Annotated in this window: 16 protein-coding genes; 7 read left to right on the forward strand and 9 right to left on the reverse strand. The window is 62.8% G+C overall.

The genetic code is table 11. The features are described 5' to 3' along the window. Position 1 precedes the first annotated feature (1 nt). The 4 genes from OK015_RS19055 to OK015_RS19070 all read right to left on the reverse strand — a co-directional run bounded on the left by OK015_RS19055 (position 2) and on the right by OK015_RS19070 (position 4,202). Entirely contained in the window at positions 2 to 877 is an 876-nt protein-coding gene (locus OK015_RS19055; protein WP_268125417.1) for a hypothetical protein, read from the reverse strand. Positions 878 to 1,107: 230 nt separating this feature from the next. Beyond that, the gene (locus OK015_RS19060; RefSeq protein WP_268125419.1) at positions 1,108 to 2,502 is read right to left on the reverse strand and encodes a protoporphyrinogen/coproporphyrinogen oxidase; all 1,395 of its coding nucleotides are present in this window, start codon (positions 2,500 to 2,502) and stop codon (positions 1,108 to 1,110) included. After that, a complete protein-coding gene (locus tag OK015_RS19065) occupies positions 2,499 to 3,110 on the reverse strand; it encodes a TetR/AcrR family transcriptional regulator (RefSeq protein WP_268125421.1) in 612 nt (203 codons plus the stop codon). Before OK015_RS19065 ends, OK015_RS19060 begins: the two co-directional genes overlap by 4 nt. Before the next feature lie 9 nt (positions 3,111 to 3,119). After that, the gene (locus OK015_RS19070; protein WP_268125423.1) at positions 3,120 to 4,202 is read right to left on the reverse strand and encodes a spirocyclase AveC family protein; all 1,083 of its coding nucleotides are present in this window, start codon (positions 4,200 to 4,202) and stop codon (positions 3,120 to 3,122) included. 63 nt (positions 4,203 to 4,265) lie between these two features. On the opposite strand from OK015_RS19070, the gene OK015_RS19075 reads away from it, so the two are divergent. Beyond that, a complete protein-coding gene (locus OK015_RS19075) occupies positions 4,266 to 5,879 on the forward strand; it encodes a PEP-utilizing enzyme (RefSeq protein ID WP_268125425.1) in 1,614 nt (537 codons plus the stop codon). Between the two features lie 8 nt (positions 5,880 to 5,887). Here the strand turns inward: OK015_RS19075 and OK015_RS19080 are convergent, their stop codons facing one another. The 3 genes from OK015_RS19080 to OK015_RS19090 all read right to left on the reverse strand — a co-directional run bounded on the left by OK015_RS19080 (position 5,888) and on the right by OK015_RS19090 (position 8,419). After that, positions 5,888 to 6,604 (reverse strand): hypothetical protein, encoded by a 717-nt coding sequence (locus tag OK015_RS19080; protein WP_268125427.1) that lies wholly within the window; start codon positions 6,602 to 6,604, stop codon positions 5,888 to 5,890. Then, the gene (locus OK015_RS19085) at positions 6,601 to 7,428 is read right to left on the reverse strand and encodes a hypothetical protein (RefSeq protein ID WP_268125429.1); all 828 of its coding nucleotides are present in this window, start codon (positions 7,426 to 7,428) and stop codon (positions 6,601 to 6,603) included. Before OK015_RS19085 ends, OK015_RS19080 begins: the two co-directional genes overlap by 4 nt. 364 nt (positions 7,429 to 7,792) lie before the next feature. Further along, positions 7,793 to 8,419: a TetR/AcrR family transcriptional regulator gene (locus OK015_RS19090; RefSeq protein WP_268125431.1), complete on the reverse strand. Its 627-nt coding sequence runs from the start codon at positions 8,417 to 8,419 to the stop codon at positions 7,793 to 7,795. A gap of 70 nt (positions 8,420 to 8,489) precedes the next feature. Between OK015_RS19090 and OK015_RS19095 the strand changes: the two genes are divergently transcribed. Both OK015_RS19095 and OK015_RS19100 read left to right on the forward strand, forming a co-directional pair. After that, positions 8,490 to 10,088: a phytoene desaturase family protein gene (locus OK015_RS19095; protein WP_268125433.1), complete on the forward strand. Its 1,599-nt coding sequence runs from the start codon at positions 8,490 to 8,492 to the stop codon at positions 10,086 to 10,088. Then, positions 10,085 to 10,837: a hypothetical protein gene (locus OK015_RS19100; RefSeq protein ID WP_268125435.1), complete on the forward strand. Its 753-nt coding sequence runs from the start codon at positions 10,085 to 10,087 to the stop codon at positions 10,835 to 10,837. Before OK015_RS19095 ends, OK015_RS19100 begins: the two co-directional genes overlap by 4 nt. Positions 10,838 to 11,110: 273 nt before the next feature. On the opposite strand, the gene OK015_RS19105 is transcribed toward OK015_RS19100, so the two are convergent. Further along, complete coding sequence (locus OK015_RS19105) at positions 11,111 to 11,755, reverse strand: TetR/AcrR family transcriptional regulator (RefSeq protein WP_268132900.1); 645 nt, start codon at positions 11,753 to 11,755, stop codon at positions 11,111 to 11,113. A gap of 240 nt (positions 11,756 to 11,995) precedes the next feature. On the opposite strand from OK015_RS19105, the gene OK015_RS19110 reads away from it, so the two are divergent. The 4 genes from OK015_RS19110 to OK015_RS19125 all read left to right on the forward strand — a co-directional run bounded on the left by OK015_RS19110 (position 11,996) and on the right by OK015_RS19125 (position 15,340). Further along, on the forward strand, positions 11,996 to 13,042 hold the full coding sequence (locus OK015_RS19110; RefSeq protein ID WP_268125437.1) for a DUF7064 domain-containing protein: 1,047 nt from the start codon (positions 11,996 to 11,998) through the stop codon (positions 13,040 to 13,042). A 42-nt stretch (positions 13,043 to 13,084) separates the two neighbouring features. After that, positions 13,085 to 14,203, forward strand: a complete 1,119-nt coding sequence (locus OK015_RS19115; protein ID WP_268125439.1) for a phosphotransferase family protein — start codon at positions 13,085 to 13,087, stop codon at positions 14,201 to 14,203. A 1-nt stretch (position 14,204) separates the two neighbouring features. Then, positions 14,205 to 14,957 (forward strand): hypothetical protein, encoded by a 753-nt coding sequence (locus OK015_RS19120; RefSeq protein WP_268125441.1) that lies wholly within the window; start codon positions 14,205 to 14,207, stop codon positions 14,955 to 14,957. 104 nt (positions 14,958 to 15,061) lie between these two features. Further along, positions 15,062 to 15,340: a hypothetical protein gene (locus tag OK015_RS19125; RefSeq protein ID WP_268125443.1), complete on the forward strand. Its 279-nt coding sequence runs from the start codon at positions 15,062 to 15,064 to the stop codon at positions 15,338 to 15,340. A 16-nt stretch (positions 15,341 to 15,356) separates the two neighbouring features. On the opposite strand, the gene OK015_RS19130 is transcribed toward OK015_RS19125, so the two are convergent. Next, positions 15,357 to 16,121 carry a crotonase/enoyl-CoA hydratase family protein gene (locus OK015_RS19130; protein WP_268125445.1) on the reverse strand — a complete coding sequence of 255 codons (765 nt, stop codon included), beginning with the start codon at positions 16,119 to 16,121 and terminating at the stop codon, positions 15,357 to 15,359. Position 16,122 lies beyond the last annotated feature (1 nt).

Raw genomic sequence — 16,122 nt, forward strand, 5'->3', positions numbered from 1 at the left:
CTCAGGGAGCGGGTACGGCGACCGGGACCTTGTCTTGTTCTTGGGCACCGAAGATGGCGGCCTTGATGATGCCGACCTTGGAGGTGATGAAGACCTCGTCGTCGGGCCGTCCGACGACGAACGACAGAATCCACACGCATGTCAACGCCAACCCCAGGGTGACCAACCACGCCAGATAGGTGAACCCCACGTGGGCGTTGAGGTTCAGTGCCGTCCACACCGGCCAGGCGGCGGCACCGTTCGCTATGCCGTCGGCCATCGGAATGAACGCGATGACCAGGGCCAGTCGCGCCCCACGCAGATGGGGACTCAACCGGTAGATCAACGCGCCGGCTGTCATTGGCATCAGCGGATTGACGCAGACCCACCACAGCGGCAGACCCCAGAAGTTCAGCGGTTGTGGACCGTAGTACTCGTAGGCACCCATCAACACACCGGGGCTTTCCAGCCAGATGTTGATGAATACGTCGATCAGATATAGCTGGAAAACCGCTTTCCGCGTGACGCCCGTCTGATAGATCCGACAAGCCAGGTAGGCCAGCCCGCCGACGTACCAGATGTAGACGAAATTGATGAATAGTGGGAAATCCCGGCCCATCGACGAAAACGTGGTCGTGACCGCCCCCTGACGTATGTAGCACAACCCCATCGTGTCGACGATTGGTTCGAATAGGCAGGCAATACCGCCGCCGATCAGGCAATACGCCAGCAACGGGCCACGGCCGGTCAGAAGATGCTTGACTGCGAAAAAGACGCCGAAAAGCACGGGAATCCCGAGAAAGATCGTGAATAGCACCTCGGGCATGAAGGGCATCGGCGTCGTCGGATGCACCGGGATCGGGGGGGCAGCAGCGAGCACAGAAGCAAATGCCGTCATCTCTTCCCTTACGTCGGACTGGAGCGCGAACAAGGCTCCGCGCGCCATTCGCCCCGGCGATCGGCTGCGCTTACACCTTTTAAGACAATCCGGAGCGTATCCGGATATGAATCATTTTTCAAGTATGAATAGCCGTTCATCACGGCCGCAATCGGCGACCGCCACGTCCAGCGGCGCGCCTTCACTCAACGACACGGCGGCCCAGCCGGTGTGGAACCGTTGCGGCAGAGCTACACCGCGACGAAACGCCGCCGCGGCGTACGCAGTTGTGCCAGTAACTCTGCCGCGGCCCGCTCACCGGATACTGTCGCGGTGCACATATTCGACGACGACCGGAACACCCCGGCCAACTGGATTCGCGAGGTGACGGGCGCCTGCCGGGCCTGAAACTGCCCGAGTTCCTTGTAGAGCCCCGGCCTGCTGTAGACGATCACTTCATTCCACCGGGCGATGCGCGTGTAGTCCACGGTGTCGGTGACACCGGGGATCAACTTTTCCATCCTGCGCAGGATCTGGGTGCGGATGGTGTCGTCGTCCTCGTCGATGATCTGTTCGGCGAATTCGGTCATGGTCAGGATGTCGAGCAAGCCGTGACCCTCCGGTGCTCGGCCCGGCGCCTTGTTGTGCTCGCAGGTGAAGCCCATCAAGTCAGGGTCGACCGGCTCGGGAATGTTGATCACCGACGCCACGATGCCCTTGGGCTTGCGGGTCACGCCGGTGTTCATCACGACGCACTTGGTGTAGCGCAGACTGCGCAAAAACGCCTCCGAAGCCGCATCGAAATGGCCGGGTACCAGGTCGGGGATGGTATCGCCGCGCGCCGTAACAACCGCCCCTGCACCCGATTCGGTGTGGGTGACGCCATCGGCGTCAGTCCAGGTGACGATCACTCCGTCGGTCTCTTCCCTGATCTCATGGACCAAGGTGTTGAGCCGGATGTCCATGCCTTCGGAGAGACGGTCGACGTAGGTCGAGTATCCCTCACGGAACGCGTACAACTTGCTGCCCAGGATGTTGTAGAGCATGAAGAACAACTCCAGGTTCGAGATGGCATCGCCGCGCACACCCAGCACTCCGCGCACCGTCGAATTGATGACGTAGTCGTACACCTCCCCGGACAGGCCGAGGTGCAGTGAGCAGTATTCGCGGGGCGTCATGGTGTCGAATGCCGAAGCACGAGAGAGGTCTTCGTAGTTGAGCAGCTTGCTTGCGCGCGTCGCGTCGATACCGAAGCGGGCCATCAGCGCCTTGGACTTCAGCGATACCAGCGGCGTCTTGAGGACGTCGAGAAACAGGTGATCCGAGCGCAGGTTGTAGATGGTGTCATCACGCGCGAAGCCGATGATCGAGCCCGCCGCGATCAGATCATCACCGCTACCAATCTCGTGGGCGAGTTTGACCACCGGCTCGTAAGCACTCGGCAGAATCGTCGCCCCCTCCTCCATCAGGTACCCCTGTTCGCGGTGGGTGTGGATCATGCCGCCAGTACGGTCGCGTTTCTCCAAAATGACGGCCGGAATCCCCTGCGCCCGAAGACGATAGGCCGCGGTGAGGCCGGACGGCCCGGCACCGACGATGAAGACCGGTCCGCGGTCGGCGAGTTCGTCATGGGCGTTAGCGGTCATCTCTTCACTCTCTTTCTCGGAGTCGTGCGGTTTACGACCAGGGAAGGCAGCACGAAATCGGCGACGAGGGATTTTTCGGCGTCAGCGTCGAGATCCTCCCGCAGGATCAACATCAGGTAGACACCACGCAGCCACTCGACGACGCGGTCGTCACTCACTTCGGGCCGGATCTCGCCGCGCTCGCGAGCACGCCGCAGCATCGGGCCCAAGACATCCAAAACGATTCCCTGCATGGCCGATTCGTGGCCGGTGATCAGCCGGTGCAGGGAAACGGTTGTGGTGGTGTCCAGCAGGTGTCGCAGTTCCGGATCGGAGCGGGCCGCGTCCACCGTGGCGATCGAGGTCTCCAGCAGCAACTCGTCGAACGGGGCGTCGCGGTCGGCGATCGGCCGGATGCCCTCCCCCAGTTCACGCAGTCTGGTCACGATCGCGGCTTCGGTGATCTCGGGGCGGGTCAGGCCGAGCCGGTAGAGGCCGGTGCGCCCTATACCCGATTCCTTGGCGATGTCGTCCATCGTGGTTCGGTCGACTCCGTAGCGCGCGAAACTACGGCGGGCAGCGACCAGCACCTGCTCCGGGACGGGAGCGCCCATGTTTTCGGTAGCCATGGCGACCATCTAACCGCCTCCCGAAACGCCGGTACTCTGGGTATGTTTCAGCTGATTCAGATACTGATTGGGACACAACGGCTTTCCGGGCTGGCCACAATAGATGCTGCCCTGCTGATAGGACGGCAACACCGGGATACTGTTCGTCCCGCCGGTCATGGCTACCCAGTCGTTAGGTATCTGGTAGGCCACCAGGGTGGTGAAACCCGCCCAACCACATACCGCCAAGGTGGACAGGACGGTCTTGGCCCCGGGACTTACCGTCAACGTGTCGACGTCACGGTCCACCGCGCAACGCCCGTTCGCGTCACGTCCGTCGCGCAACCAGGTGAACATCAAGCAATACGCCGAAATGAACAGCAACTCGGTCAGCGGGAGCCGATGAGTGGTGTCGGCCCAGAGAGTAAGCGCGTTCGGCGACGACACATAGGTATAGACGCCCGTTCGGTTCCAGGCGGTGGCCAGGCATCCGAATGCCACAACGAAAGTCACGAGCACGACGGCATAGAGGCCGACGGTGCTTGACCGCGAAAATTGCCTGCGCAACAGGTCCAAGTAGGCACATCCCACGATGGCGGCGCCCACTCCCAACCAGATGTAGGCGGGCATGCACCAGCCCAAGCTCCATGCCCATCGGTCGGCCTGAGGTGCGGCGAATCCCGGAAACTGCCCGGCCCACGTGCCCAAGTTCAGCGAATGAGCGTTCATCGCCCAAGTGGGGTTGAACATCTGACACAGCACGTCGAGGACCGATGCGAACAAGCCCCCTAAAAACAGCTTTCCGTCCAGGGTGATGGTCCGTTGCCGGTAGGCCGGCCGCAGCAGTGTGAACCAGAGCAAGAAAGCGAACACCGAGAGGCTGATCGCCTCTGTCAGCCGAATGACCCAGCCGAAGGAGTACGGGTCGGGTCCAGGATCAACAGCCGCGGCCTGCGGGGACAACAACCACCTGGTCCAGCAGCTCACCGCCAGCCCTACCAGCGCCAGACCCAACGCAGCCCACAACCACACCTTGCCGGACGGCCGTACCCGGGTGGCGGTCTCCGCGGCCGTGCGGTGGGTGGGCACGACCACGTCGACGCCGGCGTCCATCGTTGGAACATAGCACATGGAACAATGTTCGTATCTCGTTCCACATGTCGTATATTGACCGCGATGAGTAACCCAATCGCGCCAAGCGCCGAGCAGGCGAATCTGTTGCACATGGTCAGCTCCCCGACCACTTTCTTTTCGACGGGTAATGTCGCCGAGGCGGCCCCCGGCGTCCACACGCCGCTGGGCTGGAGCATCTGGGGCGGTCTGACCGAACAGGTGCTTTCGCAAGTCGTTGTCGCCCTTGGCGCGTGGCCCCGCCCACCCGATGTGTCTGACGTCAACCGGCGGTTCGGCTGCATCTTCTACGGCCGATATGCGGCCAATGTCAACACATTTCGCGCCTTTGGCGATCGGATGCCCGGCACCTCCGGCGATGCGGTGGAGATCCAGTTCTTTGGCGCCAAGATGTCGCAAGAGATCGATCATCCAGTGCCCCAACGCTATCCGGTGGTGGTGGCGAAGATGCCCTGGAACCTGGCCCGGACGCCGCGCCAGGTCGCCGCTTACCGGGCCGACAATTACGCGTGGTGGACGGCCAACGTTTGTGACCGCCCCCCCGCCGGAGTGACCGAAGGCCTTGCGGTGCTTTCCGAAGGCAGCCGGCGCTACGTCCCGGTGATGCGTGCCCATTGCATCGTCACGCTGCTGGCCCAGGCCTGCTACGACCAGCTCGCCAAGCTGTGCACCGCGGCAGGAATGGACGGGCGCGAAAGGGCTCTGGTGAGTGGGTACGGCGGCATGGAGGAGTCGGCCGTCATCGCCGACGTGCGCGAGCTGGCCGGCGGGCAGCTTGGCGAGCACGAGTTTGTGCGCCGCCACGGCTACCATGGCCGCGGCGAGGGCGACGTGTCGAGCCACTCCTGGCGCGAGGACCTCGCGCCGATCCGGGCGTTAGCGGAGTCTTACCGCAAGTCCGGCGCCGATCCTTTGGCCAACGCGGCGTCCACCCGGACATCACGGCAAGCAGCCGAACGCGAACTGCGGGTACGCGTCCCGTGGTCGCGCCGGCCGCTTCTGGCGCCGACGCTGGCATTGACACGACGGTTCGTACTCGCGCGCGAGGTTGGCAAAGCCGGGTTCCTGTTGGCCATGGACGGGATGCGCGCAGGTGCCCGAGCTATCGGCGCGTCGTTAGCCGAGGAAGGCGTGCTCGATGATGCCGAGAACGTGTTCTTTCTGACCCTCGACGAACTGCTCACCGACCCTCGCGTTCAACGCGGCGATGTGATCGCAGAGCGTCGCAAGCTCTACGACCGTTACCGAAGCTTGGATCTGCCGCCGACCTGGCAGGGCAACCCCACACCGCTGCCGTTGGATCGCCACGACCAGTCGACTGAACGCGTTGACATCGTCTCGGGCATGGGTGTGAGCCCCGGGACAGCCGAAGGCACGGTGCGGGTCGTCCACGACGCGGGCGACGACCAGGCCGATGAATTCGAACCCGGCGACATCCTGGTGTGCCGCATCACCGACCCGTCCTGGGCTCCGCTGCTCTCGGTGGCCGCGGCGGTGGTCATCGACATCGGCGGATCGCTATCACACGGTGCGATCGTCGCCCGCGAACTCGGAATCCCCTGTGTCATCAACACGGTGGACGGCAGCCGGCGGTTGCGCACCGGTGACCGAGTGATGGTCGATGGCGAGGCGGGCACCGTCCGAGTGCGCCGACTATAGGCTAAACCCTAAGTCCCCGTCTGGAATTCGGTGCCCTGACGCTCGCCGGACAGGTTCCGCAACATCACGAAAGTCATCGCGACGACCCAGACGAAGAAGAGTGCAACCGGGAGGTAGAGAGCGAACAGACCGTTGTACGCGAACGGTCCCGTCTTGAAGAAAGCGATTAACGCGCCCGCCGAGATTTGCACCGCGAGCCAGAGGCATAAATACCCGGACCACCGCGGAAACGGCGCCTGTTCCGGCTCCTTGAACGCCGCGAGCGCGATCGCGACAAACCACACCGTGAACGGCGGCCATGTGAAGATGAAGAGAAAGTACGCGAGATCGTTGCTATACCGCACAATCTCGGGAGGATAGTCGCTGGGACGAAACGCGGTGAGCGCCCAGACCGTGCATGCCAGTACGACAAAGACACTGGCGACCGCGACGGACGCGACCTGGATGTAGGTGAGAAAGGGGCGCGCACCTTCCGCCGGCCGCGTCTGCGCGGCGAGTGCGCCACCGAACGGTGCGATGAGGGAGAGGCCGATCGCGGAGATGATCGCGCCGATCCGCACGCTCGTGGTGTGTTCAGCGTACTTTGCCGCCACCGCAGCCGCGGTACTCGACGGGTCCATGAATGGTGGAATGAAGCGCCCGACCAAGACGGCGCCGACCAAGGTGACGATTGCCATCGCGGGTCCGCTCCAGATTCCAATCCGCAGCAGCCGCGTGTCGGTCATCGTGGTCGGGCACTATCGCGCCCGACCTGGTCTCCGACCGCGGCGGCTGGGTAGGTCACAGCCTTGAGCAGCCAGACAGTGTTCGCGACGAACTGAATGCCGAAGACCACCGCCGGCAACCAGAACACGAAGATGCCGTTCCACGCGAACGGACCGTCTTTGAAGAACTGCAACACGATTGCCGGGGTATAGACGAGGGTGGCCCAGATGTTGAGGTAGCCAAGCCAACGCGGAAACAGGGGCCTCTGCCGGGAGTCGGTGAGGATCGCAAACGCGAACGCAAAGTTCTGCGCCATGAACGGCGCCCACGGCATCACCACGATGAACCAAGCCACGTCGTTGAGCGTCTGCGTAGCCTCCGGTGACCGGTCAGGACGAAACGCGGTGACCGCCCACAACATCGCGGGGATCATGAACGTCACCGCCGCCACCGCTCCCCCGGCCAGGGCAACGCCGGCAGCGGTGTGGCCGGAGCCCGGGATACGGCGGATTTGACCGTAAATCGCGCCGGAGTAGGCGATGTAGAACATCGACGCGAGAAGGATCAGCGCCGTACCAAACCGGATTCCGGTTGCGTGTTGCTGGTAGTGCGTCGCGATCTCGATCGCCGATGCGCCGGGTCGCAAAGGCGGCAGGAACCTGCACAACAACAGTCCCCCGAAAAACAACAACGGACAGACGATGCCGCTAAAAGCGCACACGCGCTGGAACGTTCGCTGGGCCCCGGTCGCCGATGATCCCGAACCACCGCTTGCCTCAGCGGACGGCACCGTCGCCCCGCCTGCACGGGCAGTCTCGCGGTCGACGTCGTGCTGCAGTGCCATGACGAATTGCTCCTTACGATCGGGCAGACAGGCCGATCCGCTCGGTCCCAGGTGCTGGAGGGCTCAGTGAGTAGCGTTGGCCCGCAAAGCTTTCACCGTCTCCGCTGGCGCGGTCACACAAGATCGACTGCGCCCGACGGCACTGAATCGTTGTCAACACCGACCGCTTTCCGTGTCTGGGCGTCCAGGTCACCCAGTGATGGCAAAACTAGCCCACGTTGAATCAACTTTCAATAGTGAATTAGAATTCAACGCAGTCCCAAGATATCTGTCGAACTCGCTAGGGTCGTCGCGAGAACGGCGATCCAGAACCGGATGTCGAAGAACTCGAAATTCCCTGTGTCATATGCACTACCGGCGCCGGCTACGGTAGCTTTCGCCGCGCGATCTCTCGCGCGGAGGCCGCGTCGACGCCGAAGCCGCGCAACATCATCTCGGCGCCCCGCGACTCTGTCTTGGGTCCCGCCGGCAGCCGGCCGGCCAGGATCGCCCGTATCGCGGCCAACGCGGCACCCACGATCGAGGTCAGGGCAAGGTTCAGATCGTCGATCGCGAATCGACCAGATTTGCGGCCGCGGGACAGGGTCTCAATGGCCCAGGGTGTCACCGCGTCCTCGAATATCGCGTTGACGCGGTCGAGCTCCACGAGAACCCGCGCCAACTCTGGTTCGTCCCGGCTGAACCGCAGGAAACGCCGGTAAGACGCCGATGCCGCCTCGGCGGCATCGGCGAACTCGAGGGCATCCGCGCCGATACTTGCCGCAAGTCCGGCAAGCACGTCGGCCACCACCGCCTCGATGAGTGCGTCCTTCGACTCGAAGTAGGTGTAGAAGGTGCCGAAGCCAAGGTCCGCGTGATCGGTGACATCGCCAATTCGAAGGTCCGACACTCCGTTCTGGGCGATCAGCTGGTGGGCCGCGGCCAGGAGCCGTTGCCGGGCTTCCGCCTTACGCCGGTCGCGGCGTCCCATCGGGGCAGGAGACACAGTCACGACAGCAGTATCGCACCCGATCCGCGTCTCAATCTTGATTTTCGAATCGAGTTCGATCAGGATCACAAGTATGACCGAAACCACCCTGCCCACCGAGGCGGACTACGTTGTCATCGGGGCCGGACACAATGGGTTGACCGCCGCGTGTTACCTGTCCAAGGCCGGACATCGCGTGGCCGTCTTGGAGGCATCGCCGACCGTGGGCGGCATGACTTCCACCAACGCCACCCTGCAGAAGGCCCCGGGCCACTACTTCAACGAGGGCGCGATCCAGTTGACTGGGATCTTCCAGCTGTCCGGAGTGGCCGAGGACCTCGAACTACACAAATACGGACTGCGGCGAATCTCGGTGGACCCCGCACACATTCAGTTGGCACCCGATGGAAGCTCGCTGGCAATCTGGAAGGACGCCAGTCGCACCGCCGACGAACTGCGGCGCTTTTCACCGAAAGACGCTCGAGCGTGGCTGGACATGGCCAATGCCCTGGACCCGATTATGGACGTGGTCGTCGCGTACATGAAGTCGCATCCACTGCGCCCGTTCAATCGCGAGATGGCCGGCTCGTTATTCGGCGCCACCCGCCACCTCAAGAAGATCGCAGGCCTGCGGAACATGATCACTGCGTCGCACACCGAATTCCTCGAGGAAACCTTTGAAACAGAATTGCCCAAGGGCGCGCTGGCAGCCATGGCCGCCTTCTCGCAGATGCGTCTCGACGCGACCGCCTGGGCAATGATCTATCTCGGTGTCGTGCAAAAGGTTGCGAATGCAATGCCGGTCGGCGGCACCGGTGCGCTGCCCGCTGCGCTGCATCGCTGCCTCACCGCGCTGGGCGGCACCGTACACACCAACACCCGAGTGCAGCAGCTTGCTGTGTCCAACGACCGCGTGACCGGAGTGCAGCTGGAATCCGGCCAGTTCGTCGCGGCACGCAAGGGTGTGCTGACGACCTGCAACCCGGTCGTCACGCTCAACGAGCTGCTGCCGGAGGGCACGTTGAACAGCACGTTGTCGGCGCGCGCCAAGGACATTCCGATTCGTAAGACACACGCGACGTCGCTGAAGATCAACGTCGCCCTCGAGGGCCAAGTGACGATGAAGAAGCATGAAGATTGGCGCGGCGACGGCCTGGACCTCCGCAAATACCTCATTGCCTGGCACACCCTCAAGGAACAAGACGATGCCTGGAACGCCGTTGTTCGGGGCCAATGGCCCGACCCGGTCCCGGTGAGCTGCGCGATCATCCCCACCGCGGTAGATCCCACCCAGGCCCCCGAGGGCCGTGACAATTTGTGGCTGTGGTCCGGCGTTATCCCGGTGACACCCGAGGAGCCATGGGACGACGTCCGTGACAAGGTCGGCGACGCCGTATTACGTGATACCGCACAGTATTACGAGGGACTCGACAAACTCGAGATCGATCGGGCCGTGCTCGGCGGACCCGACCTCGAAACGAGGTTCAATGCGCCGGCGGGCAACGTCTACCACGTCGATCCGCTGATCACGCGGTTCGGGCCGTTGAAGCCCGCGGCCGGATTGGGCGGCTACCGGACGCCGGTCAAGGGGCTCTATCTCAGCGGCGCCGGCACCCACCCCGTGGGCGGAGTGTGCGCGCTGCCGGGCAAGCTCGCCGCACAGACGGCCATTCGAGACCAACGGAAGCGATGACAGCGCCCGATGCGCTGCTGCGTGACGTCGAATTGTCGCGCAGGATCCAGACGTTCTGCGCGTGGTGTGGTCCGGCGTTCGTGGTGCTCTTGTTCGGCGGATGGGGGTTGATGGGCGGATTCATTCCGCTCATACCACCGTCGTACCAAGCCCCGCAGGTGGCCGCGGCCTACGGTGACAGCGTCAACGTCCACCGGCTCGGAACGCTGCTGGCATTGATCGGCATCTTCTTGACGATCCCCTTCTTCTTCGCGATCAGCATGCAAATCCGGCGCACGGAGTTGCGCGTGCCCAGTTTGGCAATTCTGCAGTTCGCTTCCGGGATCATCGTCACGGTCGTGTTGATCATCCCGATGCTGTTGTTCATCGGAGGGTTGTTTCGGCCGGAACGCCCGCCGGAGCTGACGAAGCTCGTTAACGATCTGTCCTACGTGATGCTGATCCTCCCGTGGCCCCCGATCTTCGGTCAGCTCGGCGCGCTGGTCGTTGCGATCTTCCACGATCGCAGCGCGGCGCCGGTTTTCCCGCGCTGGCTCGGATTCTTCAACCTGTGGGTCGCACTGCTGCTGCTGCCGGCGAGCATGATCATCTTCTTCAAGACGGGTCCCTTTGCCTGGACCGGCGTGGTCGGTTTCTGGATACCCGCGGCGGTCTTTGGAGTCTGGTACATCGTGATGACCGTCGTCCTACTGCGGGCCATTCGCGACGAGGCGACATCGGACGCGCGCGCGGCGCGTTCAGACGCTTAGCATTTCGCGTAACCGCCGGTTCGTCAGGCATGGATCCCGCGCCTACTCGAACGGAATATCGAAGTGCTGCTGGCAGCGGTTGAACGCAATCCGATCGCGTGAATTCATCTCGTCCGAGCCGAGATTCAGCTTGTGGACGGCCTAGTCGCCCCGGGGATGGGTATCAACGTGATGCTGCATCGCGTCGCGCGGTGACGTAGTCGAAAGCGCCGAACTGGAACGGATGATCCGTGCGCCCCCATTGCACGTGCCGAGCAGTGTGGTGCAGCGAGGCTAGCCCCCTGCCGACTCCTGATCGGCCGCGGCGCTGACGATGGCCTCAGCTTCTTGCGGTGGCAACCCGAGTGACGCCAGTACGTGGCGAGCGAAGGCTTGGTGGGCGTTCGTGCCATGTCGACCGTTGAGGATCTCTCGAATGAGCGCGAACGCGCCACCGATCACCGCGGTGAGCAAAACCTCGATATCGGCGACAATGAAACGGCCACTTTCGATTCCGCGCTCCACGGCTATGCGGGCGTGCGGGTGGACGGCGCCGCCGAACAGTTCCTCGGAATGTCCGATGTTCACGATCAGGCGGGCGAAGTCGGGTTCGTCGTACGCAAGCCGAATGACGCGAAGATTGGCCAGAGCCACTACCTCAGCAGGGTCGGTGTCGCCCTCGGCATTGGTGATGATCGCCGACGTGAGGTCGGACAAGCTCTCGGTGATCACCGCTTCGAGGAGTTCCTCCTTGGACTGGAAGTAGTTGTAAAAGGAGCCCAGCGCGACGTCGGCCTCTTCGGTGATGTCCTGGATACGAAGGCTCGCAACCCCTTTAGCGGCGATCAGCGTTCGACCGGCGTCCAGCAGCAGACGCCGGGTGCGTAGCCGCTGACGTTCGACGCGCGTCGTCGCCTTGCCTTCGGCCTCGGGCTTCACACCCGGATTATTACCGAATGAATTAAGGTTCACCCTTGAAATTATATTCATGATTTGTTAGTTTAATCCCGCGGGGTGAACTGGCTCACAGCTGACGAAGCGGCGATGTGACGATGCTTGGTCGCGGCGAGCCGGCTCCCCCGGAGTCGGAGGCGTTGTGGCACAAGCTCAAAGTAGTCGCGGGATCGCTCGCGGAGCCAGCAATTCCCCAAACCGTCAAGGCATAGGAGCGAAGCGGGCATGGCGCTTGCCAAACATTCCGGAGACACTGATCTGCTGCTGCCGCTGCCGGAGGACGGCGAGCGGTGGGATCCGCATCTGATCCACACTCACTACTTCGGCTTCAGCGTTCCCGAAGCCGCGATCGGCGCCTTCCTCTACGTGCGCTACCAGCCGGCCTTCCCGCTGTCGCAAGGTGGCGTGTGCATCTTCCAAGGCACGGACAATGTCGAACACACCGATATGGCTTTCCTTGACTACGAGATCACGATGCCCTGGCCACGAGTCGACGGCAGCACAATCACCACCGACAACGGGCTGACCATTGATTTTCTCGAACCGGGCCGGACCGCGCGGATCACCTACCGGAGCGGTGACGGGGCCACCACCGTCGACGTCGTCGCCGAAGCGGTGACCCCGCTGCTGGCCCGAGGACATGTGATGCCGGGCGAGGAACACCATCATGACGTGGCCCGCGAGCCGGGCGGCACCGAACAATTCATGCACATGACGGGCGAGTTGGTGCTGGAGGGAACAACCTATCCGGTCGATTGTTATGCCCCGCGGGACCGCTCCTGGCGCCAGATCAGGGTGGAACGCCGTGGCGCGGTGCCGGTTCCACCCGTCGGCTGGTCTCCGATGTACTTCGGCCCCGATCTCATCTTCAACCAGATCAGCTTCGAGCCGCTGGATACCGACCCCGCCTGGGCAGGCCTCTATGACGTCGGAGATCGTCCCTCACATCACTACGCCTGGATTCAGCGCGGCGAGGAGACCCGATCGATTAAGTGGGTGCGCCGCAACGTCTTCGAGTATCACCCCCGCATTCACCTGCCCATGCGCCAGGAGATCGCCGCCGAGGACGAAACCGGAGAGCTGTACCGGTTCGAGGGTGAGGCAATCGCGTGCGCGCCGCTGCCGGCGTGGCCCAACACCTCGTTCCACGACAGCGTGTACCGCTGGACCGACGAACAGGGTCGCACCACTCACTCGACGTATCAAGAGATTTGGTTCGACGAATACCAGCGGAAGATGAAACGCCGAGCGCTGGCCGCTGTGTATCCATAACGCGTTGTCCCGCAGGATTTTTTACTCAAAGAGGAGCAAGCGATGGCCCTGAAGAACATTATCGACACCGAACTGGCCGCCAAAAGGCTCGCCGGGTGGCTGGCATCGAAATATCCTGATGCACAGGACATCACCGTGACGGACGTCAAGGTACCCGGCGCGGGCGGGTTGTCCAATGAGACGGTTCTCTTCACGGCGAACTGGCGTGACGCCGATGGCCAGCAGACTCGGGGCATGGCTGCCCGCGTGCAACCCGACGGTCCCGGCGTGTTTCCCAACTACGACCTGAGCAAGGAAGCGGCCGTTATCAAGGCACTTGCCGACCATTCGCCGGTCCCCGTGCCCCAGGTGTATTTCTTCGAAGACGACCCCGCCGTCTTCGGTGCGCCGTTCTTGGTGATGCAGCGGATTGACGGCCGTATCCCCGCCGACGACCCGCCGTTCACCGCCGCCGGGTGGGTGCTCGACCTGACGCCAGATCAGCGACGTCAGATGTGGCACAACAGCATCGATGTGCTGGTCCAGATCCACAGCGTGGACTGGCGCGCACTTGGACTCGACTTTCTCGATACGCCGGAAAACCACAGCGGTCTCGACGCGGGTCTCTCCCAATGGCGACGCACCTTCGAGTGGGCCGCCGAAGGCGAGCCGAATCCGACCCTCGAAGCTGCGCTGCGCTGGTTGGACGAGAACCGGCCAAAGCACGACGAACCCAAGGTTCTCAATTGGGGCGATGCGCGGGTGGGCAACATCATTTTCTCCGCCGAGCTCGCCGCCGCGGGCGTGCTCGACTGGGAAATGGTGGCCCTGGCCAGTCGCGAACAAGATCTCGGCTGGTGGCTGTTCTTGATGCGCCACCACACCGAGGGCGTAGGTCTCGAACTGCCGGCGGGTATTCCCGATCGCGACGAAACCATCGACTACTACCAACGGACGACGGGTCACACATTGCGCGACCTCGACTACTACGAGGTTCTGGCCGGCACCCGACTTTCCATCCTGATGGTCCGCGCCGCGCACATGATGATCGGCGCCGGACTTCTTCCGTCAGAATCTCCCATGGCGCAAAGCAATCCGGCAAGCCAGCTCGTCGCGAAGCTCCTTGATCTGCCAGCACCCACCGGAACCACTACCAGCTTTATCGGGAATCGGGGCCAGTGAAATGAACGCTCAGGCGGCTTTTCAGCGATTCTGCGCGTTCAGCGGCATCATTTGTGTACTGCTGTTCTTCGGCGGTTTCGTCGCCGCCGGCTTTCTGCCGCCGCTGTCCCCGGGAATGTCCGCAGCGCAAATCGCGGCGCACTACCGAGCTCACACCAGCGGCATCAGATTAGGCGCGGGGCTGATCTTCCTGAGCTCGATGTTCTATGTGTGGTTTACCGCGGTGATATCCGGACAGATGCGGCGGATCCCAGGGGTGCATCCCACGGTCGTCAACGCGTCGCTAGCCGCCGGGGCGTTCGCTGGCGTGACGTTTTTGGTGCCGGCGCTAATGTTCGCGGTCACCGCGTTTCGTCCCGATCGCTCACCCGATGCGACCTTGATGCTCAATGATATGAGCTGGATCATGCTGGTGATGCCATGGACGCCGTTCATGCCCCAGTACTTGTCCTTTGCCTTCGCGATCCTGTCCGATCAGAGACCGCAGCCGTTGTTCCCCCGCTGGCTCGCGTATTTCAACATCTGGGTCGAGCTGATGTTCACTCCCGCTACCGTGCTGCCGTTCTTCAAGTCCGGCCCATTCGCTTGGAATGGTCTGTTCGTTTTCTGGATGCCCGCGACAGTTTTCACTGCCCTCTTCATCGTCAACACGACATTCCTCATCAAGGCCATCAACTCCGAGGCTCGGGAATTGCCGGCGGCGGGTGAGACTCCCAGTCACGAGTCACTAACTCACGAAACCACGTCGATCTAGCTCGATCCGCATCGGGGTTGTGTGAGATAACGCGTCTCAATAGACTGGCCGGGTCTCAGGGCGACGGGTTAGCCTGCTATTGAGACGACGGGGAGAGAGGTTTCATGCCCACCTTGCGGAAGGTCGCGATCGTGGTGCTGGGCACCGTGGCGGCCGGTCTCAATTTCGCGGCTCCCGCGGGCGCCGATCCTGGCTACGACCCGTGTCACTCGATGTTCAATCCGATCTGTCGGATGGTCCCCATGATGCCCGACCTTGACCACGACATTGATCTGACCCAAGATCCCAACGGACCCACCGATGGGCAAAGCGCCTTCACACAATCTGACACCAGGCAAGGCGGCCCCAGTGGCCAACCCAGTGTCAGCCAAAGCGGCGGTTAGGACGCTCGGTCCAAAGCTACTTGGCCTGCCACTGTGGTGCGCGCTTCTCCGCGAAGGCCAGCGCCCCCTCCTTGGCATCGGCCGATTTTCTTACCTCAGAGGTAATTCCGAGCTGCCACTCAAACGCGGGAAGATCCGTCCAGTTGCTTTGATGTGCAAGGATTTTCTTCGTCGCTTTGACGGCCAACGGTCCGTTCGCGGCAACCTTGGCCGCCACTTCACGCGCCGTCGCCAACGCTTGGCCAGGCTCGGTGAGCACGGCGACGAGTCCGTGTCGCTCTGCGTCTTGGGCAGTGATCGGTTCGCCCGTCAACGCCGTCAACATCGCCAGGGAGTAGGGCAACGCCTTCGGGAGTCGCAGCAGCCCGCCGGCAGCGGCGACCAGCCCTCGCTTGACTTCGGGCAAGCCGAATTTGGCGGCCGTGCTGGCCACCACGATGTCGGCGCTCAAGACCAATTCACAGCCGCCTGCCAGCGCCCAGCCCTCCACCGCCGCGATCAAGGGCTTCGTCGGGGGACTTTCGGTGAGCCCGGCAAAGCCACGACCCGGGATGGATGGTGATTCGCCCCTCAGGAATGCCTTGAGATCCATACCCGCACAGAATGTTCCATCGGCACCTGTCAGGATCGCCGCCGTAAGATCGTCGCGGGATTCCAAGTCGTCGATCGCCGCAGCGATACCGGCGGCGACCGAGCTGTCGATCGCGTTCTTGGCTTGCGGACGGTTGATCGTGATAACCATGACTCGATCCGCCGTATCGACCAGGACGGTGTCACTCATA

The organism is Mycobacterium sp. Aquia_216 (assembly GCF_026723865.1).
Classification (GTDB): Bacteria; Actinomycetota; Actinomycetes; order Mycobacteriales; family Mycobacteriaceae; genus Mycobacterium.